General features: G+C 71.0%; 20 protein-coding genes and 2 pseudogenes. 7 read left to right on the top strand and 15 right to left on the bottom strand.

Annotated elements, in window-relative coordinates; translation table 11 throughout:
• Positions 1–292: 292 nt before the first annotated feature.
• The 5 genes from RT2_RS01275 to menD all read right to left on the bottom strand — a co-directional run bounded on the left by RT2_RS01275 (position 293) and on the right by menD (position 6,937).
• Positions 293–2,650 carry an ATP-binding protein gene (locus tag RT2_RS01275; protein ID WP_072842693.1) on the bottom strand — a complete coding sequence of 786 codons (2,358 nt, stop codon included), beginning with the start codon at positions 2,648–2,650 and terminating at the stop codon, positions 293–295.
• A gap of 129 nt (positions 2,651–2,779) precedes the next feature.
• Positions 2,780–3,478: a demethylmenaquinone methyltransferase gene (locus tag RT2_RS01270; RefSeq protein WP_072842692.1), complete on the bottom strand. Its 699-nt coding sequence runs from the start codon at positions 3,476–3,478 to the stop codon at positions 2,780–2,782.
• 35 nt (positions 3,479–3,513) lie between these two features.
• Entirely contained in the window at positions 3,514–4,674 is a 1,161-nt protein-coding gene (locus RT2_RS01265) for a glycosyltransferase family 4 protein (RefSeq protein WP_174556645.1), read from the bottom strand.
• Positions 4,675–4,763: 89 nt separating this feature from the next.
• On the bottom strand, positions 4,764–5,195 hold the full coding sequence (locus tag RT2_RS01260) for a DUF3592 domain-containing protein (RefSeq protein WP_072842691.1): 432 nt from the start codon (positions 5,193–5,195) through the stop codon (positions 4,764–4,766).
• A gap of 62 nt (positions 5,196–5,257) precedes the next feature.
• Positions 5,258–6,937 carry a 2-succinyl-5-enolpyruvyl-6-hydroxy-3-cyclohexene-1-carboxylic-acid synthase gene (menD, locus tag RT2_RS01255; protein WP_072842690.1) on the bottom strand — a complete coding sequence of 560 codons (1,680 nt, stop codon included), beginning with the start codon at positions 6,935–6,937 and terminating at the stop codon, positions 5,258–5,260.
• A 49-nt stretch (positions 6,938–6,986) separates the two neighbouring features.
• Here menD and RT2_RS01250 point away from each other — a divergent pair, with 49 nt between their 5' ends.
• Positions 6,987–7,592, top strand: coding sequence for a flavin reductase family protein (locus RT2_RS01250; protein ID WP_371851128.1), 606 nt, complete (start codon positions 6,987–6,989; stop codon positions 7,590–7,592).
• 102 nt (positions 7,593–7,694) lie between these two features.
• On the top strand, positions 7,695–8,585 hold the full coding sequence (locus RT2_RS01245) for a siderophore-interacting protein (RefSeq protein ID WP_072842833.1): 891 nt from the start codon (positions 7,695–7,697) through the stop codon (positions 8,583–8,585).
• Between the two features lie 71 nt (positions 8,586–8,656).
• Here RT2_RS01245 and RT2_RS01240 read toward each other — a convergent pair whose 3' ends face one another.
• The 4 genes from RT2_RS01240 to RT2_RS01225 all read right to left on the bottom strand — a co-directional run bounded on the left by RT2_RS01240 (position 8,657) and on the right by RT2_RS01225 (position 11,682).
• The gene (locus tag RT2_RS01240) at positions 8,657–9,103 is read right to left on the bottom strand and encodes a DUF6918 family protein (protein WP_072842689.1); all 447 of its coding nucleotides are present in this window, start codon (positions 9,101–9,103) and stop codon (positions 8,657–8,659) included.
• Between the two features lie 71 nt (positions 9,104–9,174).
• Positions 9,175–10,212, bottom strand: a complete 1,038-nt coding sequence (locus tag RT2_RS01235; protein WP_072842688.1) for an o-succinylbenzoate synthase — start codon at positions 10,210–10,212, stop codon at positions 9,175–9,177.
• Positions 10,209–10,967, bottom strand: coding sequence for a 2-phosphosulfolactate phosphatase (locus RT2_RS01230; protein ID WP_072842687.1), 759 nt, complete (start codon positions 10,965–10,967; stop codon positions 10,209–10,211). Before RT2_RS01230 ends, RT2_RS01235 begins: the two co-directional genes overlap by 4 nt.
• A gap of 76 nt (positions 10,968–11,043) precedes the next feature.
• Positions 11,044–11,682, bottom strand: coding sequence for a PaaI family thioesterase (locus RT2_RS01225; RefSeq protein WP_072842686.1), 639 nt, complete (start codon positions 11,680–11,682; stop codon positions 11,044–11,046).
• Positions 11,683–11,798: 116 nt separating this feature from the next.
• Here RT2_RS01225 and RT2_RS01220 point away from each other — a divergent pair, with 116 nt between their 5' ends.
• Positions 11,799–12,692, top strand: coding sequence for a 1,4-dihydroxy-2-naphthoyl-CoA synthase (locus RT2_RS01220; protein WP_072842832.1), 894 nt, complete (start codon positions 11,799–11,801; stop codon positions 12,690–12,692).
• Positions 12,693–12,788: 96 nt separating this feature from the next.
• Here RT2_RS01220 and RT2_RS01215 read toward each other — a convergent pair whose 3' ends face one another.
• The 3 genes and pseudogenes from RT2_RS01215 to RT2_RS01205 all read right to left on the bottom strand — a co-directional run bounded on the left by RT2_RS01215 (position 12,789) and on the right by RT2_RS01205 (position 16,777).
• Positions 12,789–13,583, bottom strand: a complete 795-nt coding sequence (locus RT2_RS01215) for an IclR family transcriptional regulator (RefSeq protein ID WP_139191234.1) — start codon at positions 13,581–13,583, stop codon at positions 12,789–12,791.
• 98 nt (positions 13,584–13,681) lie between these two features.
• Complete coding sequence (locus tag RT2_RS01210; protein ID WP_072842684.1) at positions 13,682–15,151, bottom strand: FAD-dependent oxidoreductase; 1,470 nt, start codon at positions 15,149–15,151, stop codon at positions 13,682–13,684.
• Between the two features lie 118 nt (positions 15,152–15,269).
• Positions 15,270–16,777, bottom strand: a pseudogene (locus RT2_RS01205) (HNH endonuclease signature motif containing protein).
• 438 nt (positions 16,778–17,215) lie between these two features.
• On the opposite strand from RT2_RS01205, the pseudogene RT2_RS01200 reads away from it, so the two are divergent.
• Positions 17,216–17,703: pseudogene (locus tag RT2_RS01200) on the top strand (FBP domain-containing protein).
• Between the two features lie 162 nt (positions 17,704–17,865).
• On the opposite strand, the gene RT2_RS01195 reads toward RT2_RS01200, so the two are convergent.
• A complete protein-coding gene (locus RT2_RS01195) occupies positions 17,866–20,190 on the bottom strand; it encodes an arylsulfatase (RefSeq protein WP_072842682.1) in 2,325 nt (774 codons plus the stop codon).
• 75 nt (positions 20,191–20,265) lie between these two features.
• On the opposite strand from RT2_RS01195, the gene RT2_RS01190 reads away from it, so the two are divergent.
• Both RT2_RS01190 and RT2_RS01185 read left to right on the top strand, forming a co-directional pair.
• Positions 20,266–20,715: a hypothetical protein gene (locus RT2_RS01190; RefSeq protein ID WP_092776118.1), complete on the top strand. Its 450-nt coding sequence runs from the start codon at positions 20,266–20,268 to the stop codon at positions 20,713–20,715.
• A gap of 2 nt (positions 20,716–20,717) precedes the next feature.
• On the top strand, positions 20,718–21,098 hold the full coding sequence (locus RT2_RS01185) for a VOC family protein (protein WP_072842831.1): 381 nt from the start codon (positions 20,718–20,720) through the stop codon (positions 21,096–21,098).
• A 17-nt stretch (positions 21,099–21,115) separates the two neighbouring features.
• On the opposite strand, the gene gad is transcribed toward RT2_RS01185, so the two are convergent.
• A complete protein-coding gene (gene gad / locus RT2_RS01180; RefSeq protein ID WP_072842680.1) occupies positions 21,116–22,501 on the bottom strand; it encodes a glutamate decarboxylase in 1,386 nt (461 codons plus the stop codon).
• Positions 22,502–22,734: 233 nt separating this feature from the next.
• Here gad and RT2_RS01175 point away from each other — a divergent pair, with 233 nt between their 5' ends.
• Positions 22,735–24,336, top strand: coding sequence for an MFS transporter (locus RT2_RS01175; protein ID WP_072842679.1), 1,602 nt, complete (start codon positions 22,735–22,737; stop codon positions 24,334–24,336).
• 62 nt (positions 24,337–24,398) lie between these two features.
• Here RT2_RS01175 and RT2_RS01170 read toward each other — a convergent pair whose 3' ends face one another.
• Positions 24,399–24,752 carry a hypothetical protein gene (locus tag RT2_RS01170; RefSeq protein ID WP_072842830.1) on the bottom strand — a complete coding sequence of 118 codons (354 nt, stop codon included), beginning with the start codon at positions 24,750–24,752 and terminating at the stop codon, positions 24,399–24,401.

The following is a 24,752-nucleotide window of genomic DNA, read 5'->3' as shown; positions in this document are numbered from 1 at the left end:
CGCCGTCCCCGCTCTCCGCCACCGGCGGGGACGACGGGGACGGGAGTGCCGCCGCCGTCAGCGGACGGGGGTGCCAGTGATGCAGGTGGGGCCGGGGCCGGCACCTCGGTACGGTCTGGGTCATCGGGGACATCAGGCGAACCTCATCCTTGTGGTCTGGGAACGATTACAGACTCCACTTCGGGACGCGCCGAGACCACGGTCGAACGGACGGGTGACATACCTGTTTTCTGGCGGGGGACATACCTGGTTGCGGTTGCAGAACCCGACACGTACGGACTCTCCTTGCAGGTCAGGCGCCGCGCGCCTGCCCCTGCTCGACCATCCAGGCGGCAATCTGCGTACGTGAGGTGAAGCCCAGCTTGGCCAGGACGTGCTCCACGTGCCCCTGCGCGGTGCGCTGCGCGATCACCAGTTTCTCGGCGATCTCGCGGTTGGTCAGACCCTGCGCGACCAGATCCGCAACCTGCCGCTCCCGGCGCGTCAGGCTCACCGACGCGTCGTCACCGGGCTGTGCCGTGGTCGGGACGTCCTCGTCGAGCGCGAAGGCGAAGGCCTCGGCCGGGGTCAGGCCACGACCCCGGCGGAACGCCGCGTCGTACCCGCGCACACCGAGCGCCTGCCGCGTCCGCCGCTCCAGCTCGTCGTGCCGGCCGAGGAGCGTGGGGACGGTCACCGTCGGGCCGCCGAGCCCCCGACGCAGCACCTCGGTGGCGCCCATCAGCACGGCGGCCCGCTCCCAACGGTGCTCGGTCGCGCTGATCCATGCCAGGATCTGCAGGCACCAGCCGGCGCTGACCGCATCACTGGCCATCCGGGTGTGGTGCAAGCCCTCACGCACCAGTTCCTCGGACCGGGCGTTGTTGTCCCCCATGTCCCACAGCACCAGGCCCAGCGTCCACAGCGCCCGCGCCCGGTAGAGGGACTCGCCACGAGGCTCGGCGAGGGCGAGCACCTCCTCACACGCGGACAGGGCCCGGTCCGCGAGCCCGAGCAGGCCGCTGGCCATTGCGAGTCCCTGCAGCGCGGCGATCTCCATGAGCAGGTCGTCGAGGGTCTGGAAGGTGGTGGCCGCATCCTCGAACGCAGCGAGCGCATCCGCGAGTCGGCCACTGCGCAGCGCGAGTCTCCCCTCGGCGCAGGTGGCGAACGCCCGAGACTCCTCGTCCCCCAGCCGGCCCGCCAACTCACGCGCCTCCTGCACCAGCTCTGTGCCTGCGGGGACGTCGCCCTGCATACCGACCAGGACGCTGGCGTCGTACAGCGCCCTGACCCGTTCGAGGGTGGGTCGACCGCCCTGCGCTGCCAGCAACCGATCCAGCCAGCGCCTTCCCTCGCCGTACTGGCCCCGGCTCAGCCAGAACTGGAACATCGCGTCGGCCGTCCGCAGGCCGATCTCGCCGGCTTCCGGGTCGTCGAGACAGAAGTCCAGCGCCGCGCGCACGTTCGGCTGTTCGCTGCAGAGGCGGTCGATCCACTCCAGCTGCCGCGGGCCGATCCACTCGGCCTCCGCGCGCACCGCCAACTCCGCGTACCAGTCCCGGTGCCGCCGCCGCAGCACCTCGCCCCCGCCTGCCTCCTCCAACCGCTCCCGGCCGTACTCGCGGATGGTCTCGAGTATCCGGAACCGCACCACGGTGCCCCGCTGCTCGCTGATCAGGATCGACTTGTCGACCAGCGAGGCGAGGGTGTCGAGCAGGTCGTCACCGTGCAGGTCGTTGCCGTGCAGGCGGTCGGGCAGGTCACCGAGACAGATCCCCTCGACCGCGTCCAGTTCGAATCCGCCGTCGAACACGGACAGCCGGCTCCACAGTTCCCGTTCGCGCGGTGTGCACAGCTCGTGGCTCCAGTCGATACACAGTCGCAGGGTCTGCTGCCGGCTCGGAGCCGCGCGACTGCCGCCGGTGAGCAGCCGGTAGCGATCGGTCAGCCGGGCAAGGATCTGCTCCGCGGACAGCGACCGCAGGCGCACCGCTGCCAGTTCGATGAGCAGCGGGAGACCGTCCAACTGCTGGCAGATACCCGTGACCGCGGCCCGGTTGTCCTCGCTGATCCCGAATTCCGGCACGGCGGCGGCGGCCCGCTGCTCGAACAGCGTCACCGCGTCGAACCCGGGCAGTCCCTTCAATGTCGGCGGCTGGGACGGATCGGGAACCGACAAGGGCGGCACCCGCAGCACCGACTCCCCGCCGATCCCCAGCGCCTCCCGACTGGTGGCCAGGATCCGCAGCTCACTGCAGGACCGCAGCAGCGTCTCGACGAGCACGGCCGCGTCCGCCACCACGTGCTCGCAGTTGTCCAACACCAACAGCAGTCGCCGATCCCCGATCTCCTCGACCAGCGACTCGACGGGTGTCATCGCGGCCTGCTGCTGGAACCCGAGCGCGCCGGCGACGGCGTCCGCGGTCAGTGCCCCGTCGTGCAGCTCACCGAGTTCGCACAGCCACACCCCGTCCTCGAACGAGCGTCGTGCGTCGTCGGCGACGCGCAGGGCCAGCCGGGTCTTGCCGACGCCGCCGATCCCGGCCAACGTCACCAGCCGCGCGGACGCGAGCAGTCGCCTCGCCTCGGCCACCTCGTGGCGGCGGCCGACGAAGCTGGTCAGTTCGAGGGGCAGGTTACCGACCTTGACTCGGACAGCTGTCGCCATCGGACCGTCACTCTCGCGCTAAACGGTTCCCCCAACGGCCAGGTTACGCCCGCGTGACGCTCGTCACCTCTCGCCGCAGAAACACCATGCGCCTCGCTACCGCTCGCCGCGGAAACGTCGCGCGCCTCGCTACCGCTCGCCGCGGTGCAACGCCACGACTCCGCCGGTCAGGTTGCGCCACTTCACGTTCTTCCAGCCGGCCGCCTCGATCTTGAGGGCCAGCTCCTCCTGTGTGGGCCAGGCCCGGATCGACTCCGCGAGATACACGTAGGCGTCGGGGTTGCTGCTCACCGCCCGCGCCACCATCGGCAACGCCTTCATCAGGTACTCCATGTAGACCGTGCGGAACGGGCCGAACGTCGGGGTGGAGAACTCACTGACCACCAGCCGTCCGCCGGGCTTGGTCACTCGGGCGATCTCCCGCAGACCGGCCTCGAAGTCGGACACGTTGCGCAGACCGAACGAGATGGTCGCGGCGTCGAACACCGCATCCGCGAACGGCAGGGCCATCGCGTCGCCGGCGACCATCGGCACCCGGCGGCCGGCGCCGGCCTGCAGCATCCCCTTGGAGAAGTCCGTGGCCACCACCCATGCGCCGGAACGACCGAGCTCGACGGTGGACACGCCGGTGCCGGCCGCCAGGTCCAGCACCCGCTCCCCCGGCTTGAGGTCGAGCGCCGCACGCGTCGCCTTGCGCCAACTGCGGTCCTGCCCGAACGAGAGCACCGTGTTGGTCAGGTCGTACCGCTTCGCGACGCCGTCGAACATCGACGCGACCTCGTGCGGATCCTTCTCGAGCGAGGCCCTGGAACCGTGTGTTGTTGCCACGCCGTTGACGGTACAAGGCCAGCCGGGACGGGTGCTCACGCGGTGCGGGTCACCGCAAACCGGGCGTCCGCCCGCACCGCCGCGTAGTGGCTCAGCAGTTCCTCGCACACCGTGGGCCAGGTCCGGTGCAGCACCGAGCGGCGGGCTGCGGCGCCGAACCGGGCCCGCACCGCCCTCTCCCGAAGCGCCGCGACCGCCCCCGGGAGCAGTTCGGCGAACCGGTCCACCCGCAGCAGGTACCCGTTGTGACAGTCGGTGACCAGATCCCTCGGGCCCCCCGCGTCCGGGGCCAGCACCGGCACGCCGCTGGCCAGCGCCTCCTGGACCGCCTGACAGAAGGTCTCGTGCTCGCCGGGGTGGACGAAGATGTCGAGGCTCGCGTACGCCGCGGCGAGTTCCGCGCCGTCGAGTTGGCCGGTGAACACGGCCGTCGGCAGCAGTCGCTGCAGGCGCGACCGTTCCGGGCCGTCACCGACGACGACCAACTGCAGTCCCGGATCGGCCGCCAACGCGGCCAGTCGCTCCACATGCTTCTCCGGCGCGAGCCGGCCCACGAAGCCCACCACGATCCGGTCCGCCCGCCCGTCGACGCCTGCCGCACCCCACTGCGCCCTCAGCTCCGCGCTGCGTCGGGAGGGGGCGAACCGGATGGTGTCCACTCCCCTGCCCCAGCGGTACACCCGCGGCACACCGTGCGAGACGAGCGCGTCCACCGCGGCCGTCGACGGCGCCAGGGTGCGGGCCGCGCCGCGGTGCAGACGCCGGGTCCAGCGCCACGCCGCCCGGCTGGCCAGGCCCAGTCCGTAGCTCTGCGCGAAGCCGGCGACGTCGGTCTGGTAGACGGCGACGGCCGGCACGTCGAGGCGACGGGCGGCGGCCAGGCCCCCGGCCCCGAGCAGGAACGGCGAGGCCAGGTGCACCACGTCGGGGGCGAACCCCCGCAGCGCCGCGGTCAGGCCCGGGCTCGGCAGGCCGAGCGGCAGCGAGCTGACTCCGGGGACCATCACCGCGGGCACTCGGTGCACCGTCACCCCGTCGTGTTCGGTGGCGGCCGGCGGCCTGCCGGCGACGGTGTCCGGAGCGACGATCAGCGTCCGGTGCCCTCGGCGTTCGAGATGCTCGGCGACCCGCAGCACCGAGTGGGTCACACCGTTCATGTTGGGCAGGAACGACTCCGCAACGATGGCTACTCGCACCAGGTCAGTGTCGGCGCCGCCGCGGTCCGCCGGGGGCGCGGAACGTGACGGGTGGGCGAAGTTCCGGCGAACGGTCTGCCGGGCGGCGTTCAGTCGGCGGCAGCGTCGGAGGGCGGCCGGGGTCGCCGGACCCACCACAACGCGGGCGCGGCCAACAGCCAGGTCACCACGATCACCGACCCGGCCGGCACCAGCGCCACCCGGGCGTCGCGGCCGGCCACCCGGACCAGGTCCGGGTCCGACTTCGCGTACTCGACGTCGATCCGCTGCCCGACGGTCAGCTTGGTGGGGTAGAGCACCCCGAGCTTCGGGTTGTGGGTCACCCCGTCCGGGGTGACGAAGCTGATCGCCGATCGACGGGCGCCCGCGGAGAGCACCTCAGCGGTCGCGACGCCCTTGTCCGAGGCGATGGTGTGGTCGTTGCGCCAGGCCGCCAGCACCAGCAGCACCGCGAGCGAGGAGATCCCGATCGCGACCACCAGGACCCCGACCTGGACCCGCCGCGCGACCTTCCCGCTCATCCGCGGCTGGCTCCCCCGCCCTCCAGCGCTCATCGGCCCTCCAGCGCTCATCGGCGCAGCGCTCACAGCTGTGCCCGCACCGAGGCGTGCAGCTCACGCAGCCCCGACCGTTCGGTCGCGACCTCCAGCACCCTGATGCCCGAGGTGTTCGGCTCGCCCAGTGCCACCGAGAGCTGGTCCGGGTCCAGCGCCCGGTGCGCGACCCGGTAGGCGGCGCACAGCGCGGACAGGTCCATCCCGTGCGGCGTCCCGAACACCCGCTCGAAGACCCCGGCGTACTGCGGATCGCCCTGCTCGAGCAGCTCGAAGATGCCGCCGCCGTCGTCGTTGGCGACCACCACGGTGAGGTCGCGGGGCCGGGGCTCGCCGCTGCCGATCAACAGGCCGGACGCGTCGTGCAGGAAGGTCAGGTCGCCCATCAACGCGATGGTGCGGATGCCGGCGCCGGTCCGCGGGTCGGGTCCGCGGCGGTCCGCGGCCATCGCCGCGCCGACCGCGGTGGACACGGTGCCGTCGATGCCGGCGACGCCGCGGTTCGAGAGCACCCGCACGCCCGGTCGCGGGTAGCTGACCAGCGCGGCGTCCCGCACCGGGTTCGACGCACCCAGCACCAGCTGGTCGCCGTCGACGAGCGCGTCCATCACCACCCGGGCCACGTGCAGCCCGGTCGGCTGCTGGTGTACCGAAAGCTGTTGCCGCACCGCCTTGTCCGCATGCTCTGTCAGGTGCCGGCAACGCTCGAGCCAGGCCTGGTCGGGGGTGCCGGACACCACGGCGCGGGTGCCGGTGGCCAGCACGTTGCCGGAGACGTCGGGCCAGCGCGGCCCGGTGGTGAGCGCGTAGACCGCCACCCGCGGGTCCGCGAGCAGCGCGGAGACCGGGCGGTGCAGCGTCGGCCTGCCGGTGATCACCGCCTGCCGCGGGGCGAGCTGCGGCAGCGCCAGTGGGTGCAGCGGCACGCCGTGCATCGGCGCGGTCGGCTCGGCGACGGTGGGCAGTCCGGCCAGTTCGGGGTGGTGACCGGAACCGTGGCCGGAGATCACCACCGTGTCCGCGGTCAGGTCCAGTTCCACCGGGACGTCCAGGGTGGCCTGTGCGGTGGTCGTCCACGCCGCGTCGCCGGGCCGGCCCTGCGGCACCGGGCCCTGCGGGTGCACGTCGGGCACCAACGGCTCGCGCAGCGGCATGTCGAAGTGCACCGGACCGGCGTTGCCGGAACGGGTTCCGCGGGCGGCGGCGAGCACCCGGCACACCGCCGAGCGCCACTGACTGTTCTGCTCGTGGGAACGGAGCCCGCGCGACGACCCGGGCTCACCGCCGTCCTCGGCCAGCCCCAGGCTGATCGTGGCGCGTACCTGGCTGCCGAACATGCCCAGCTGCTCGATGGTCTGGTTGGCGCCGGTGCCGAGCATCTCGTAGGGCCGGTTGGCGCTGAGCACCACCAACGGCACCCGGGCGTAGTTCGCCTCCAGCACCGCCGGACCGAGGTTGGCCACGGCCGTCCCGGAGGTCATCACGATCGGCACCGGGCGGCCGTCCGAGACCGCCAGACCCACCGCGAGGAATCCCGCGGTGCGCTCGTCGATCCGCATGTGCAGGCGCAGGCGCCCCGCGTTGTCGGCGGCCTGCAGCGCGAATGCGAGGGGGGCGTTGCGCGAACCCGGGCAAAGCACCACGTCGCGGACGCCGCCGCGAATCAGCTCGTCGACGACAGCGGTGGCCTGGGCGGTGGACGGATTCACAGTTCCAGGGTGTCAGACCCGCCGGAGCCCACCGGCGGCGGCTGGCAGCATGGTCCGGGTGCGCACGCTCTTCGAATCCGCCGACCTCGCCGACGAGCAGATGTACCGGCTCCTGACCGCCTCGGTGGTGCCACGTCCGATCGCGTGGGTCTCCACCCGCTCCGCCGACGGTGTCACCAACCTCGCGCCGTACAGCTTCTTCACCGTGTCGAGCTCGGCACCGCCGGTGGTGCAGTTCACCTCGGTGACCCGCAAGGACAGCCTGCGCAACATCGAGGAGACCGGCGAATTCGTGGTGAACCTGGCGACGGCCGCGCTGATCGACCGGGTCAACGCCAGCTCGGCGACGTTCGAGTCCGGGGTCAGCGAGTTCGATGCGGTGGGCGTGACGGCGGAGCCGAGCGAGACGGTCGGGCCTCCGCGGGTTGCGCAGTCGCCGATCGCCATCGAATGCGGCCTGCACCGGGTGGTGGAGGTCGGCAACAGCTTCGTGGTGATGGGCGCGGTGCGCGCGATCTCGGTGCGCACCGGCGCGCTCGCCGAGGACGGCCTGCCGGACTTCGCCGCGCTGGCCCCGGTCAGCCGGCTCGGCCGTGCCGAGTGGGGGCTGCCTCCCGAGGTCCGGGTGCTGCGGCGGCCGGGCCGACCGTCCTGAGCCAGCCTTCGGTTAGGCTTGCCTGACTCAGCCCGATCGTGACATGACCCCGATCTGACATGACCCCGATCTGACATGACCCAGCACCGAGGAACCGAGGACATGGCCAAGCGCAGCAAGTTCGTCAAACCCGAGAACCGGCACGTCACCACCGCGCGGGTGCTCGGCAGCAAACAGGTCAGCCCCCACTTCATCCGCGTCACGGTCGGCGGCGAGGACCTGCGCGGTTTCACCCCGATGGGCTTCGACCAGTGGTTCCGGCTGTTCCTCCCGCAGCCCGGGCACAGCGAGCTGCGGCTGCCGTCCAAGGCGAGCAACCTCTGGTACGCCCAGTACCTGGCGATGTCGAAGAGCACCCGGCCCGTGGTCCGCAACTACACGGTCCGCGCATACCGGGACGCGGAGCACGCCACCTTCGGCGAGGCCGTCCCGGAGATCGACATCGACATGGTGCTGCATGCCGCCCTCGACGGCGCGGAGATCCCGGAGCACGCAGGGGACGCCGAGGACTCGGCGGGAGACGGCAGCGGCCCGGCTTCGGAGTGGGCCCGGACCGCGGTCGCGGGCGACCGTCTGGCACTGCTCGACGAGGGCCTGATCTACAACCCGACGCCGGACGCCGCCTGGCAGCTGCTGGTCGGCGACGAGAGCGCGCTGCCCGCGATCGCCGGCATCCTGGCGTCGTCGCCCGCAGACCTGCGGGCGGAGGTGTACCTCGAGATCCCTGACGCCGCGGACGCCCAGGAACTGGCCGCGCCGGCCGGGGTGAACCTGCACTGGCTGGTGCGCTCGGACCCGCACGACCGACCGGGGGTGCTGGCGCTGGAGACGGTGCGGGCGGCGCAGTTGCCCGCCGGGCCGTCGTACACGTTCGTCGCCGGCGAGAGCGAGCTGCCGACCGGGCTGCGCCGACACCTGGTCAACGACCGCAAGGTGCCCAAGTCCGACATCTCGTTCACCGGGTACTGGCGCCACGGCCGCGCCGCCTACTGAGCACAACGCCCGCGTGCCCCTCCAGGCTGCGGTGGCAACCGGAGGGGCACACGGGCTCCGTTCGAACGTTTCTAGCCGGCGTGCTTCTGGACCAGCGCGCCCAGGCGCGGCAGTGCCTCGACGACGTTCTTCTTCGCCGAGGGACGCATGGTCGAGTAGACCTTCTTGATCGCGGACTTGTCCGAGCCCTCGATCTTCTCGTCGGTCACACCCAGCAGTGCGTCCGCCACCTCCTCGCCGCGGGCGGCCAGGTAGTCACCGAAGCCGGTGCCATCGTTCGCCGCGAAGTCCGCCCAGAACGGCTCGAGCCGCTCGAGGAAGCCGGGCAGCAGGCCCTCCACCGCGTCCGGCACGATCGACGGCCCGACCTTCTTGACCGCGCCGTAGCCCGCCTTGACGGCCAGTCCCGAGGCACCGCCCTTGTCCGAGACCTCGGCGTCGATCAGTTCCTGCGCGTCCGCGACGACGGCGGACAGCCGCGACGGGTCGAGCAGGGTTTCGTGCAGCGCTGCAACCACTTTCAATTCCTCCGATGTTGACTTGGGTGTCGACGCCGAACCCTATACGACGCAGGGCACTTCGAGTTCCGTCAACTGGTCCGCAGGAGTTCGTGACAGCGCGCGAGCCGGGCCAGCCACCAGTGAGCACGCTCCGGCGTGGCCCGCAACGCGGCCAGTCGTTCGGGGTCCGGCGCCACGACGGCGGCGGCCAGCGACCCGCCAGTTACGACGCGGGGCGGGGCGACATCCGCTTCGAAGAAGCCGCCGGTGCCGAGCCCGGAGGCGTACCCCGAGTCCGGCAGCGCGGCCGCCGCGGCCAGGCCGGCGCCGATCCCCACCGCGGAGTCGAGGGCGCTCGAGACCACCACCGGCACCCCGTGCCGGGACAGTTCGTCGGCCAGGCGCAGCAATGCCCGCATGCCCCCCAGCGGCGCGACCTTCACCACCGCGACGTCCGCTCCGCCGGCCCGGACCACCCGCAGCGGGTCCTCGGCCCGGCGGATGCTCTCGTCCGCGGCGACGGGCACCGGCAGGCCACCCGAGGCGGCCGCCTGCTGCGCCAGGCGCCGTCGCACCTCGACCAACTCGGGCACTGTGGCGCAAGGCTGTTCGGCGTACTGCAGCGGACCGTCGGCGGTCAGCGCCGCCAGCGCCGCGGTGGCCTCCCCGACCGTCCACCCGCCGTTCGCGTCGACCCGGACGTGTTCGACGTGTTCGCGGACCGCGGCGACGCGGGCGAGGTCGTCGGCCAGGGCCTGGCCGCGCTCGGCGACCTTCACCTTCGCGGTCCGTGCACCCGGGAACCGCGCGAGGATCTCGGGGACCCGGGCCGCGTCCACCGCGGGCACCGTGGCGTTGATCGGCACGGTCGCACGCAGCGCGGTCGGCGGGCCGAGCCAGGCGGCCTCGACTGCCGACCGCAGCCATGCAGCCGACTCGGCATCGTCGTACTCGGGGAACGGCGCGAACTCCCCGTAACCGGCGGGCCCGCGCAGCAGCAGTACCTCTCGGCTGGTGATGCCGCGGAACCGGACCCGCATCGGCAGGCTCACCACCACCGCGCCGTCGAGCAGTTCGCCGAGCGTCGGCACCGCCAGCTCCGTTGCGGCCGACGAATTCTCGGTCATGTCGATTCGCTCCCGTCCTCGAAGGCGTCGCCCCGCAGCACCGGTACCACCGCGGTGGCGTCGAACTCGGCGGCGATCGCCACGTCCTCGGCGAAGCCCTTGTCGATCAGTTCGCGCCCGCTGGCGCACTCCCGCAGCCGTCCGGTGAGGTCTCCGGAGGCGGCGACGAATGCCTCTGCCGCCGAACGCGACTCCGGCGAGGCTTCCGCCGGGTCGAGCGGGCCGAGTGCGTGCAGGACCGCCCCCGCGCCCCACAGGTCCTCCGCGGCCGGCCGCAGCGAACCGTCGGGCCATCGCTCCCCCGCCGCGATCACCGCCACCCTCGCGCCTTCGCGCCTTCGCACCCAGCGCGCGACCGCCGAGGCGTTGCGCAGGGAGGCGCCCAACACCGTCACCCCCGTCTCGGCCAGACCGAAGCACAGGGCGGAACCGTTGGGCGAGGGCAGGACCAGCCGCCCGCCGCCCGCGGCGCCGCGCACCGACAGGGGCGAGAGGCTCACCTTGCCCGCACCCCCGCGCGAGCGGCCGACGGCCACCGCCGCACCCAGCTCGGCGGCATAGGTCGCGGCCGAATCGGGATCCCAGCGGAACGGGTGGACAACGGTGCCGGCGTCGAGCGCCACGGTCAGCGTGGTGGTGAAGGACAGCACGTCGACGACGACAGCGACGTCGCAGTCCGCGACGACCGCCGCCGCTCCCACCGGGCCCCAGTCGAACCGGACCCGGTAGGCGCCCTGACGGTGTGCGGGCAGCATGCGGTCATCCTTTCACCCGGCGGGCGGCGGCCGAGTGGCGCGCGGTCGGAGTTGGACGGAGTCAGCGCCGCCGGAGTCAGGGCTGGCCGGCGAGCAGCACCAGCATCAGCGCCTCACCGTCCGCGAGCACCGTGCCCTCGGAGTCCATGAGCTTGGCGGTGATGAAGGTCTTGCGCCCGTCGACCCGGTCGACCTGCCCCTCGATGACGAGCGGGGTGTCGATCGGGGTGATCTTGCGGTAGTTGACGTGCAGGTACGCGGTGCGGCTGATCGGGCGTCCGTACGCGTGGGTGATCATCCCGAACATGTCGTCGAAGAGCAACGGCAGCGTGCCGCCGTGCGCGGCGCCGTTGCCGCCCATGTGGAATCGGCGGAACACGCCGGTGCTGCGCACGCCGGTCGCGTCGAACTTCTCGACGGTCCACGGGAGCATCAGCAGGCTGCCGCGGCCGGGCAGCCCGATCGAGCGTCCGCCGGTCTGCTCCCCCTCGGGAACCTGGTACGGCGCGAGCAGTGCGGCGAGGGCCTCGGCCTGCTCCGCGGCCTGTGCGAGCACCTCCGGCGGCGGCGCGGTGGACACCGCGAGGTCCTGCACGGTGCGCATGCCCTCCACGAATCGACCGAAGTCGGGTCCGCCGTTGTCCTCGACGGCCCGGTAGACGGGGAATCCCCCGTGCTTCTCGTACTCGCCGCCTCGTTCCACGCGCTCACTCATGTCCTGCACGGTAACCCGCACGGCCGGGGGTCCGGTCAGGGCCCGTGCCGGGGTCCGGCCAGCGTGCCCCCGGGGTCCGGCGGGAGTTCACGGTCGGGGGGATAACCTTGGGCACCGTGACCTTCAATCCGCAGTTGTGGCGTCCGGTCCCCGGGTTCGAGAACCTCACGGACATCACCTATCACCGGCACATCACGCAGGGCACCGTGCGCGTGGCCTTCAACCGCCCGGAGGTGCGAAACGCCTTCCGCCCGCACACCGTCGACGAGCTCTACCAGGCGCTCGACCACGCCCGGATGACCTCCGACGTGGGCGCGGTGCTGCTGACCGGCAACGGCCCGAGCAGCAAGGACGGCGGCTGGGCCTTCTGCTCCGGCGGCGACCAGCGCATCCGGGGCCGCAGCGGCTACCAGTACGCCGAGGGCGAGACCGCGGACACCGTGGACAAGGCCCGCTCCGGTCGGCTGCACATCCTCGAGGTCCAGCGCCTGATCCGGTTCATGCCCAAGGTGGTCATCTGCCTGGTCAACGGCTGGGCGGCCGGCGGCGGACACTCCCTGCACGTGGTGTGCGACCTGACCCTGGCCAGCCGCGAGCACGCCCGCTTCAAGCAGACCGACGCGGACGTGGGCAGCTTCGACGGTGGTTACGGCAGCGCGTACCTGGCGAAGATGGTCGGCCAGAAGTTCGCCCGCGAGATCTTCTTCCTCGGCGAGACCTACACCGCCGAGGAGATGCACCGGATGGGCGCGGTGAACAAGGTCGTCGACCACGCCGAGCTCGAGGACGTCGCGATCGAGTGGGCCGGGAAGATCAACGGCAAGTCCCCGCAGGCCCAGCGGATGCTCAAGTACGCCTTCAACCTGCAGGACGACGGACTGGTCGGGCAGCAGCTGTTCGCGGGCGAGGCCACCCGGATGGCCTACATGACGGATGAGGCGGTCGAGGGACGGGACTCGTTCCTCGAGAAGCGCGACCCCGACTGGTCGCCGTACCCCTGGTACTTCTGAGCAACCGGATCTCCGCGCACAAACGGCCCGGGGCGTGAGCGGCAGTCGCCGATCACGCCCCGGGCCGTTTGTGCGGGCAGCGGTGCCGCGGCGCCCTCAGAGCGCCATCGCGAGCCTGACCGAAGCCTCCCGGACCAGCGGGGCGACCCGCTCGGGCCGTACCTTGTGCGCCTCGCCCGCGACACACAGCGACGCCACGGTGCCGTCACTGGTCCGGATCGCGGCCGCGAGGCTGCCGATGCCGCCCGCCCCGATGCCGGAGACGTTCTCGGTCAGCTCGTAGGCGACACCCTGCGCGCCGCGGATACGGTTGAGCTCGGTGTGCAGTCGGGGCAGCGTCCACTTGCCGCGGGCGTCGTCGCGGGCCAGCTCGTCGCCGACCAGCTGGTCCACCCGCTCCGGGGTGAGCAGCGCCAGCATCGAGCGTCCGCCGGTGCCGCGGTAGGCGGCCAGTCGCGACCCCACCCGGGACCGCAGGGCACGGGCAAAGGGACCGCCGACCTTGTCCAGGAAGTACTCCTGGGAGCCGTCGAGGACGCCGAGGTGGACCACCATCCCGGTGCGCAGGTAGAGCTCCTGCACGATGTCGCTCGCGGCGATCCGGATCCGGGCGTGCGAGGCCTGCGGCCCGAGCGCACCGAGCGCACGGGTCCCCAGGGCGTAGCCGCGGCCGGTCCGGGCGAGCCAGCCCAGGTCGACCAGCTCGGTGACGATCCGATGGGTGGTCGATCGGGGCAGGCCGGCCCGGACCGTGACGTCCTCGAGCATGAGCACCTCGTTGGGATCGTCGAACGCGTCGACGATGAACGTCATGCGTTCGAGCATCGACTCCCGCGCCGGCCGTCGTCCGGTTCCGCACGTCCTGTGCGCGTTGATGTCGACAACAGTCATCGCTGCACGTCCCTTGTGGTCGCAGCCCGGGATCACCGACCGAGCCAGAATTAGAATCAATTCTTTTTATCAGTGATCGGCGCCACATTCAAGCCTGGTCATCCTTCGGCGGCCGCCGCCTTCCCCGCCCGACGGCCGAAGAAGCTGCCGTCGCCGAGCGAGATCCCACTGCAGTAACCCCAGGCAGACAGGCCGGAGGTGCAACGTCCGGCGGCGAAGAGCCCCGGGATCGGCTCGCCCGTCACGTGCAGGACCTCGGAGTCGACCGACGTCTTCAGCCCGCCCAGGGTGAAGCCGCCGGTCATGCCCCGCAGGTCGATGGCCGCGACCGGGCTGCCGATGGGCTTGACCCACTCGGACTTCTTCCCGAGCAGCGGGTCGGCGCCGTTCGCGGCGTGCCGGTTGTACATCGCGACCGTCGCGGTGAGTGCGCCCTCGGGCAGACCCATCTCGGCCTCGAGCTCCTCCACCGTCTCGCAGACCCAGGTCGGCGTGCGGCGCAGTTGCTCGGTCGCGGTCGGGGCTGCCATGCCCTCCTCGTAGGCCGCCTCGTCGATCACCAGGAAGGCCTGGTTGTCGTTCTGCAGCAGGGTCAGCTGGCCGACCCGACCCGGGTAGGTGTCCTCCGGCACGTAGCGCTGGCCGCGACCGTTGACGAGGATGCCCCGGACGAACAGCTGCGGGTCGCAGAAGAACGCGACCTCGCTGGCGTCCATGTGGGCCAGGTCCGCGCCGAGTGCCTGGGCCATCCGGATCGACGCACCGTCGTGCTCCTCGATGGAGGCGGCGGGCCGACCGATCAGCCGCGGCACGTACGCCTCGATCATCGCGTCGTTGTAGGCGAAGCTGCCGGTCGCGAGGACCACGCCGCGGCGGGCCCGCACCGTGACCTCCTTGCCGTACTGCTTGGCGACCAGTCCGACCACCCGCCCGTCGGCATCCGTGACGAGGGTCTGCACCCGCATGTCGTACTCGGCCCTGACCCCGAGGGATTCGGCCTTCTCGGACAGCGGCTTCATCAGCATGTAGCCGCCGCCCTTCTCGCCGCTCTTCTTGTTGTCCATCTGCGGCACGTGGCCGCGGGGCGCGGGGACGGCGAGCGTGTTGAACGGGGCGGAGTTCTCGCCGCCGGTGTACTGCAGTCCGTCGTCGGCGGGCGGTTTCCAGCCCGGCTCACCCCAGAAGGTGTGCTTGAACGGCACCCCGCACTCGACCAGCCAGTCGAAGTGCGCGACGCTGCCCTCGCAGTAGTCCGTGAGCTTGGCCTCGTCCACCCCCGGGCCGAGCGCCGCCCTCAGGAAGTTCTTCATCTCTTCGACGGAATCGGTGAAGCCACAGGACTTCTGGACGGCGGTGCCGCCGCCGAGGTAGACGAAGCCGCCGGCCAGTGCGGCCGCTCCGCCCCATCCGCCGGTCCGCTCGAGTACCAGCACCTCGGCGCCCGCATCGGCTGCCTCGATGGCCGCGGAGACGCCCGCGATGCCGTAGCCGGCAATGACCACGTCGGCCTCGAAGTCCCAGGATTCGATGTCGGCGGCGGCGACTGGACGGATCGGAGTGGTGTTCAAGTGTCGGGTCCTCTCGGATGCAGAGCCGGGAACGGCTGGTCCCAGGACCGTAGGCAGGCCTCGGCGGCGTGCCCGCGAACCGTCCCGTCCAGCGGGAAGAATTGAGTGGGAAGGCTGTTCACCGTCGATCCGGCTGTGCAGCGCCGGGTTTTCGGGATTCGTCGTCACTCCCCGGCCCGCCGTCGCCGCCGTCGCTGTCACGGAGCAGGTACTCCATCGGGTGGTGGTAGTGGTTCAGCCGCCCGGCGCGGGTGGGGTCGATGTGTGTCGGGGGATGCCACAGGGTCCGGCCAGGGAACCGGTGGTCGGGTCCGGTGCGGGTGGTCGCCCACTGGTCCGGGCGGGGTCCGACGAGGGCGTGGTGGGTCTCGCAGCCGAAGGTGGGGGCACCTCCCTGCACGAAGTGCTCGGGGGAAGGTCGTCGGCGTTGGTGTCGCCGCCGTCGGCCCAGTCGTTGACGTGGTGGGTTTGGGACCAGTAGCCGGGACTGCTGCAGCCGGGGAAGGTGCAGCCGCGGTCCTTGGCGTAGAGCACGATTCGCTGGTCGGTGGTGCCGAGGCGTTTGCTACGGCCGAGGTAGAGGGGTCGGCCGTCGTCGTCGAAGATCGCGAGGTAGTGGCGGGCGCCGCGGGCGGCCATGCGGATCATCTCGGGCATGGGGACGAGGGTGCCGCCGCCGGTGACGGCGTGGCCGGTCGAGTCCTGGAGGTCGCGGGCGGTCATGGTGGCGACGACGGTGACGGGGACGCCGCGGTGTCGGCCGAGTTCGCCGGAGGCGAGGACGGAGCGCAGGACGGCCTTGAGGGCGTCGTGTTGGCGTTGGCCCTGGGTGCGGTGGTCGCGGGCGGCGGCGCTGGGGGTGGGTTGGGTGTCTGCGGTTGGTGTTGCTGGGGAGCTGCTTTCGGGTACCTCGGACGAGGTGTGTGGTTCGCTGCCCGGCTGCGTCTCGTCCCGCCCCTCCCCCTCGGGGTTGCACATACCCGGCTTGGCGAGCTTGGCCATGATCGCCTCGAGATAGGCGCGGCCCTCCGGGTCCGTGCAGAACGAACCGTTGGTCATCTTGTCCCGGCCCTGCGGTCCCATCCGGAAGTACCGCTTGCGGGCCCGGTCCGTCTCGTCGTCGAGGGTCCCGTCCGGATCGAGGACCGACGCGAGCCGGCGGGCCACCGCACGCAGTTCGTCGGGCCGCAGGATCAGCGCCTGCCCGGCCAACTGGGCCTCGGCCTGATGCCGGGTGCCGGCGTCGACGGCGGCGGGCAGTTGGTGCAGGAACTCGCGGATCACGTCCACGTGCGCGGGGTCGAGGTCGCCGTGGTGTGCGGCGGCGGCGGTCGCGGCGAGCTTCGGTTCCAGGGGCTGCCCGCCGAGGGTGGTGGCGGCGCCGAGTTCGGTCGCCGCGTGGATCCTTTCCCCGGCCTTGGCGGGGCTGATGCGCAGGGTGTCCGCCAGCAGCTCCCGCACCGTGGTGCCGCCGAACTCGTCGGCGGCGCGTTGTTCGAGGAGCTGGTTGACCACGGTGTGGCCGAGGGCGGGGACGGTGCGGGCGATGCGTTCGAGTCGCACCAGCAGGGCGAGTCGGTCCCGGTTGGAGACGGCGGCGGTGTCGAGTCCGCGCAGCGACTGCATGCCGGTCTCGACGGTGCGGAGGGCGGCGGCGAGCGGGGCGTTGTCGATGACATGCTCGTCGGCGTGGTCGTGAACTGCGGTCATCGTTGTCACCCCCCCCGGGCCCCGATTCGACGTTCTGTTCGAAGTGTAGCGAGGGGGTACGACAAGTCTGCGGCAACGAGAAGACACCTGACAGGACCGGCTTTCCTGAGCACCGACAGCTCACCCGTGGCGCCAGCCGAACGATCCACCACCCGACCGAATTCTTGCTGGACCGCCTCGAACCCGGGCCATGAAGCGGAGGGTCGGAATGCATACGCGCCGGCCGACCCACGGCCCACGCAGGTCGCCCCGAGCACGGAAGAACCCCGCACAGAAAACCCTTTGCCCAACACAATGACCGGTCGTAACGTCACCTCGGTTTGGCAACAATCAACGAGAAGGAGCCGATCCGTCATGGAACCCGTCACCGAAAGTGACATCAGGGAGTCCTTCGTCAACTGTTCGAAGGGCGACGCCAAGCGACTACCGGTCCCCCGAGACCTCGACGATCTGCCGTGGGACGACCTGGACTTCCTCGGCTGGCGTGCCCCGTCGCTACCCGGCCGCGGCTACCTGGTCGTCCCGCACGACGATCGTCTGGTCGGTGTCGCGCTGCGTTACCCGACCCCCGGGTCCGGCCGAGCCCAGATGTGCGCGATCTGCAAGACCACGCACACCGGCGGGGCGTCTCGCTGATGGCCGCGCTCAGGGCGGGCGACTCCGGGCGCCGGGGCAACACCACCGGCACGTACATGTGCACGGACCTCGCCTGCTCGCTGTACGCACGCAACAAGAAGCGGCCCGCACTCGGCAACCGGTACCGCGAACACCTCAGCATCGAGGAGAAGGTCGAGCGGGTCCGCGAGAACATGAGCGCCTTCGTCGCACGGCTCTACGCCTGACCACAGCCAAGCACTGACCCGGACGCAGCCCGCGCCGGCTGCCCGACCCGAACGGAGGCAGATGCCATGCGCCGACACTCGAGGCCCCACCCCCGACGTACCCCGGGTTCAGCCACACCCGACAGAACTCGGAGCACCCCGGAGCCTGCTACCGAATCCACCTCACGTGTACTCCACCCGCATGCGCTCGATCTGCCCCTCGAACGGGAACGGGGCCCGGTCGCGGTAGTCCAGTGACACCGGCGAACCCAGGCAGGTGCCCACGTCCAGGCAGTCGTTGGCGGTGAACAGCAACGGCGCACTCACCGGGACCACCCCCTCCGCGAACGTCTCCCCGTCCACCGAGATCACCACCCGGAGCGACCCGCCCAACCGCTCCTGCACGTACGACGTCTCCACCGTGACGACACGGCCGCCCGACGGCAACCGCTCCGACGACCGGATCTTCGTCCGCATCAGGATGAAGAGGTTGTACTCGTAGCAGAGGTACCCGTCGTCGACGTAGCACGTCAGCCCGCCCGAGTTGGCGCCGAGCGCGTACAGCACCCCACTGGCCCGGTCCGGGGCCGTCAGCTCGAGGGTCACCCGGTTGTTCTTGTTTCCCAGTGCGGGAGCACAGAATTCGGGCATCCGGGTGATGTCGCCGGAGAAGTCCCACCGACGCTGCTGAGTCGCGACCCGCAACCCCGGATGCGTGAGCACGTACAGTCCGCCGCCGACGGGCAGCACGTCGTTGCGCGCCGCCTCCATGGCGAACAGCTCGCGCAGTTGCGCCAGCTTCTGCGGCTGCTCCGCCGCGAGGTCGTGGTTCTGCGTCCAGTCCTCGTCCAGGTTGTACAGCTCCCAGACGTCGTCGTCCGGGCTCCAGTCCATGATCCCGGGCGGCATGCCCGGCAGCCACGGCGCCCGCGGACCGAAGGCCGAGGCCATCCAGCCGTCGTGGTAGATCGCCCGGCTGCCCATGATCTCGAAGTACTGGGTGAGCTTGCCCGCCTTCGCCTCTCGATCGACCAGCGACTGCGCGAAGCTGGCGCCGTCGATCGGGTCCTGTGGGAAGCCGTCGACCATCCGCGGCGGGGTGATCCCGACGAGCTCGTAGACGGTCGGCGCCAGGTCGTTGCAGTGCAGGAACTGCGACCGCGGCGTCGGGTCGGGCGCCACCTTCCGAGGCCATCGCACCGCCATCGGGTTCCGGGTACCGCCCAGGTGCGAGGCCAACAGCTTCATGCCCTTGTACGGCGCGCTGCCCGCCCACCCCCAGCCCGCGTGGTACATGTTGTCGGTCACCGGCGAGCCCAGCACGTCAAGGCCGCCAAGCTGGTCGAGCGCGGCGATGTGCTGCGCGGCCGTCGTGGGAATCCCGTTCTGCGCCAACAACTCGCTGATCGTCCCGCCCTGCCCCTCCCCCGACGAGCCGTTGTCGCCCCAGATGTACACGACGAGGGTGTTCTCGAGGTACCCGAGCCGCTCCGCCTCGTCCAGCAGCCGTCCCACCTGGACGTCGCAGTGCTCGGCGTAGCCGGCCGCCACCTCCATCAGCCGCCGTTGGAACGGCTTCTCCTCCTCGGGGATGTCGTCCCAGGCCGCCATCGTCGCGTCCCGCGCGGTGAGTTCGGCCTCCGGCGGGATCCAGCCTGCCTCCTTGGCGCGCAGGAACACCCGCTCCCGGTAGGCATCCCAGCCGTCGTCGAACCTGCCCGCGTACCGGTCGGCCCACGGCTTCGTCACGTGGTGCGGGCCGTGCAGGCAGCCACTCGCCCAGTACATGAAGAACGGCTTGTCGGCGTCGAAGGCCTGGTGCCGGCGCAGCCAGCCGATGGCGTCGTCGGCGAGGTCCTCGCTGAGGTGGTAGCCCTGCTCCGGTGTCTTCGGCGGCAGCACGACGGTGGTGTTCCGCACCAGGTTCGGCTCGTACTGCGAGGCCTCCCCGGCGAGGAAGCCGTAGAAGTACTCGAATCCGACCCCGGTGGGCCAGTTGTCGAACGGACCGGCCGCGGTGGTCTCCACGGCCGGGGTGTTGTGCCATTTGCCGAAGGCGGCCGTGCTGTAGCCGTAGTGCCGCAGCACCTCGGCCATGGTCGCGCTGGACCTCGGGATGTGTCCGGAGTAGCCGTCCCAGTCGTTCGCGAACTCGGCGATCTGCCCGTAGCCGACGCGATGGTGGTTTCGCCCGGTCAGCAGCGCGGCCCTGGTCGGCGAGCACATCGCGGTGGTGTGGAAGCGGTTGTACCCGACGCCCTCGGTGAGTACCCGCTCGAGGGTGGGGGTGGCGACCTCGCCGCCGAGCGGGGTGGGCAGCCCGGGCCCGGCGTCGTCGATCAGCACGACCAGGATGTTCGGGGCGTCGTCGGGCAGCCGCCGCGGTTTCGGCCGCGGGCTGTACACCGACTCCTGCATGGTGCGACCGGCGATACTCCCCGAGGGCGTCGGCGGGAACGGCAGGGTGTCGCCGCCGGGTATCGGGTCTGCGATCACGTTCGAGGTCATGTGCGTTGTCCCTTTCGTGTCACGAATCCGGTGTCGAGATCACGGCGTGCCGTGACCGATGTCAGGCACACTGAACTGATGGCCGATCCCGAGCAGCCCGCGCCACAGCACCGCCGACCCGACCGCGTCACCGACGCCGAGGTCGCGGCGGCCGGAAAGCTGTCGGAGGCACTGGAAACGGTCGAACGCGCGCGCGGCCACCTGTACGGCTTCCACCAGCTGATCGGGCATGCCGACCGTCAGCTCGGCGAGGCGGTGGAGGCGCTGCGGGCGGCCGGACACCGCGGGCTCGCCGACCGGCTGGAGGAGGAGCTGGTCGGGCGCAACGTGCTCCGCGGGCGCTGGACCTTCCAGGTGGTCGAGGAATTCGACGACGGCTACTGGACGGAGTTCCGGGACTGGGAACGGGAGGTGCGCGAGGCGGTCCTCGACGGCCGCCGGCACCTGTACGAGGCGTTGATGAAGGAGGCCCGGCGCACCCACGGCCGTCCGGGTCACGAGTCCACCCCACCCGAGGAGGCATGACGGTGGAGATCCTGAGCAGCCGGCTGATCCTGCGGCCGGCGGACTACCCGACGACCCTGCGGTTCTACCGCGACGCCCTCGGACTGGCGATTGCCCGCGAGTACCCGGGCGGCACGGTGTTCTTTGCGGGACAGTCGATGGTCGAGCTTGCCGCGCACGGTGGTTCGGCCGGTCCGTCGACGTTCCACGGCGCGCTGTGGCTACAGGTCCGCGACCTGCAGGACGTGCAGGCGGAGCTGACCCGGGCCGGGGTCCCAATCGTGCGGGCGTCGCAGCAGGAACCGTGGGGCCTGCACGAGATGTGGATCGCCGACCCCGACGGCGTCCCCATCGTCCTGGTGCAGGTGCCCGCGGACCACCCGCTGCGCCGCGACACCCGCTGACACCCGGTACCCCGCCGTCAGTGCGCGAAATGTTGTTCATGGAAATGTCGCCGGGTGCCATTTTCGCGTAGGTCCGCACACACCGCCTCGAGGTCGTCGCACAGGTAGTGACCGAGGTCGGCGCTGAAGCCCTCGCGGACGACGACCCGCAGCACCGCGACGTCCTCGGCGTCGGCGGGCATCGTGTACGCGGGCACCTGCCAGCCTCGCGCCCGCAGCTCGTGCGAGATGTCGAACACCGTGTACCCGGGATCCCCGGTCAGCTCGAACGCGATCACCGGGATCGCGGTGCCGTCGGTGATCAGGCGGAGCCCCTCGATCCTGGAGATCCGGTCGGATATCTGCACCGCCGTCGCGCGCAGCGACTGCATGATCGACAGGTATCCGGCGCGGCCAAGGCGCAGGAAGTTGTAGTACTGGCCCACCACCTGGCTGCCGGGCCGGGAGAAGTTCAACGTGAACGTCGGCATGTCCCCGCCCAGGTAGTTGACCCGGAACACCAGGTCCTCCGGCAGAGCCTCGCGGTCGCGCCAGATCACGAAGCCGATGCCCGGGTAGGTGAGGCCGTACTTGTGGCCGCTGACATTGATCGACGCCACCCGCGGGAGCCGGAAATCCCAATGCAGGTCGGGGTGCAGGAACGGGGCCACGAAGCCGCCGCTGGCCGCGTCGACATGGACCGGCACGTCGGGACCACCCGACGCGGCCACCTCGTCGAGCATCTGCGCGATCTCCCTGACCGGCTCGTACTCTCCGGTGAATGTGGTCCCGAGGATCGCGACCACCCCGATGGTGTTCTCGTCGACCGCGTCGCGCACCTGGTCCGGAGTGATGGAGTAGCGTCCGGGCGCCATCGGCAGGTACTTCGGCTCCACCTCGAAGTACCTGCAGAACTTCTCCCACACCACCTGCACATTGCTGCCCAGCACCAGGTTCGGCCGGGACGCGTCCTTGCCCGCCGCCTGCCGCGCCGCCCGCCACCGCCACTTCAGTGCCAGGCCGGCGAGCATCACTGCCTCACTCGACCCGATCGTGGACACCCCGGTGGCCGACGCCGGGTCCGTCGAGGACAGGTCCGGGGCGTTGAACAGGTCCGCGACCATGGCAACGCAGCGCAACTCCATCGCCGCGGTCGCCGGGTACTCGTCCTTGTCGATCATGTTCTTGTCGAAGGTCTCGGCCATCAGCTGCTCTGCCTCGGGATCCATCCAGGTGGTCACGAAGGTCGCGAGGTTGAGCCGGGAACTGCCGTCGAGCATCAGCTCGTCGTGGATGAACCGGTAGGCGGCCGCCGGGTCCATGTCCTCCTCGGGCATCCGGAGGGCTGGTACGGGATCGGTGGCGAGCCTGCCTGTGTAGGCGGGGGTGATGACTTCTCGACGCGCGGACGGATGAGTGCTCACGGTGCCTCCGGTCAGGTCCGGGTAGCGACGCGAACACGACCAGCGCCGCTCTGTCAGCCTAAGGGCAGCAGTCACGGCCTGGCTGCCGATTCACCCGAGCCGGATGAATCCGCCGTTGGCCGCGCGGGGCGACAATCGACGAAGCTGACCGGCGCACCGCTCCAGACCAGGGCGTCCGGCGATCACGCGGCGACCGAGGACGGCGAGGCGACAAAAGTGACTGTTGAGCGATCATGAGTTCCCCGGCACCGGTCCCCGCCGGGAGCGCCACCGGCCACTCAGGTTCACGCCTGGTGCTGGCGGTACTCGCCGCCGGCCAGTTCCTGATGACCCTGGACAGTTCGGTGATGAATGTGTCCATGGCCACCGTGGCGTCGGACATCGGCACGACCATCACCGGCATCCAGACCGCCATCACGCTCTACACCCTGGTGATGGCGACGATGATGATCACCGGCGGCAAGGTGGGCACGATCCTGGGTCGTCGACGCGCATTCGGCATCGGTCTGGTCGTGTACGGGATCGGATCGTTCACCACCGCGGTGGCACCGAACCTGGCGGTGCTGCTGATCGGCTGGTCCCTGCTCGAGGGTCTCGGCGCGGCACTGATCATGCCGGCCATCGTCGCCCTGGTCGCGGCCAACTTCGCGCCCGAGCGCAGGCCCGGGGCCTACGGCCTGATCGCCGCGGCGGGCGCCATGGCCGTCGCCGCCGGCCCACTCATCGGCGGGGCGGTCACCACGTTCGCGTCCTGGCGGTACGTCTTCCTCGGCGAGGTCGTCCTGGTGGCGGCGATCCTGTTGGTGCTCAAACGAATCGAGGACGTGGCGCCGCGCCGGGTACGGCTCGACCTGGTGGGCTCCGCGCTGTCGGTGGCGGGCCTGGGCATGCTGGTCTACGGCGTCCTGCGGTCGAGCGAGTGGGGGTGGCTGCGCCCGTATCCCGGCGGGACCGCGGTGCTGGGCCTGTCCCCGACGTTCTGGCTGATCCTCGCCGGCATGCTGGTGGTCTACGGGTTCCTGCGGTGGGAATCGCACCTGACCGAGACCGGCGGCGAGCCGCTGCTCGACGTCCGACTGCTGCGCAACGACCAGCTCACCGGCGGGCTGACGATGTTCCTCGCCCAGTTCATGATTCAGGCGGGCGTGTTCTTCGTCGTGCCGCTCTTCCTGTCGGTGGTGCTCGAGCTCAACGCGCTCGAGACCGGTGTCCGGCTGTTCCCGCTGTCGGTGTCGCTGCTGGTGGCCGCCGCGGGCATTCCCAAGGTGTGGCCGCACGCCAGTCCCCGTCGCGTGGTCCGGTTCGGGCTGACGTCGATGCTGTTGGGAATCCTGATGCTGGCGGCGGGCATGGACCCGGGCGCGAACGCCGCGGTGGTGGCCGTGCCGATGCTGCTGATGGGCTTCGGGCTCGGCGCCCTGTCCTCCCAGCTGGGCGCGGTGACGGTCTCCGCGGTGCCGGACGAGCAGAGCCCGGAGGTCGGCGGACTGCAGAACACGGCGACCAATCTCGGCGCCTCGCTGGGCACCGCCCTGATCGGTTCGGTCCTGATCGGCACCCTCAGCGCATCGGTGGCGGCGGGCATCGCGGCCAACCCGCAGGTGCCGCCGTCGGTGCAACAGCAGGCGAGCACCGAACTGGTTGCGGGCGTGCCTTTCCTGTCCGACACCCAACTCCGGTCGGCGCTCGCCGAAGCCTCGGTCAGCGAGTCCACCGCGGACGCCATAGTCGCCGTCAACACCGACGCACGACTCGAGGCGCTGCGCATGGCCTTCGCCGTAGCCGCGTTGATCACCGCCGGGGCGTTTTTCGCCAGCGGCCGGATCCGGCGCTGACCCCGGGACCCTGTCGGTACATGTCAGACCGACAGGGTCCCGGGCCGGGCATCGACGAGCGACTACTTGCGCAGTGCCTCGGCGATCTGGTCGGTCTGCGCCTGCGCCTCGTAGAGCTGACGCAGCAGCCACAGCCGCAGCACCTTCGCGACCGCGCCGGCCAGGTACAACGCCGCGCCGATCACGGTCACCGCGAGGAACGCGGTCGCCAGGATCTGGTAGGACGCGATGTTGCGCAGGTCGGACTGGGTGAGCGAGGACAGGTAGACGATGAACGCGGCCACCGCCCCGACCACCATCAACGCCAGGCCCACGATCCGGGTCGCGCCGTCGCCGCCACTGCCGCCGGACTTCAACTTCAACTCGGACACGTCCTTCTTGAACTGCTCACGACGGTCCTGCGCGAGTGCGGTCAT

The sequence above is a fragment of the Rhodococcus tukisamuensis NBRC 100609 genome (assembly GCF_001894985.1).
Classification (GTDB): domain Bacteria; phylum Actinomycetota; class Actinomycetes; order Mycobacteriales; family Mycobacteriaceae; genus Rhodococcus_G; species Rhodococcus_G tukisamuensis.
This window is presented reverse-complemented; position numbering and strand designations above follow the sequence as displayed.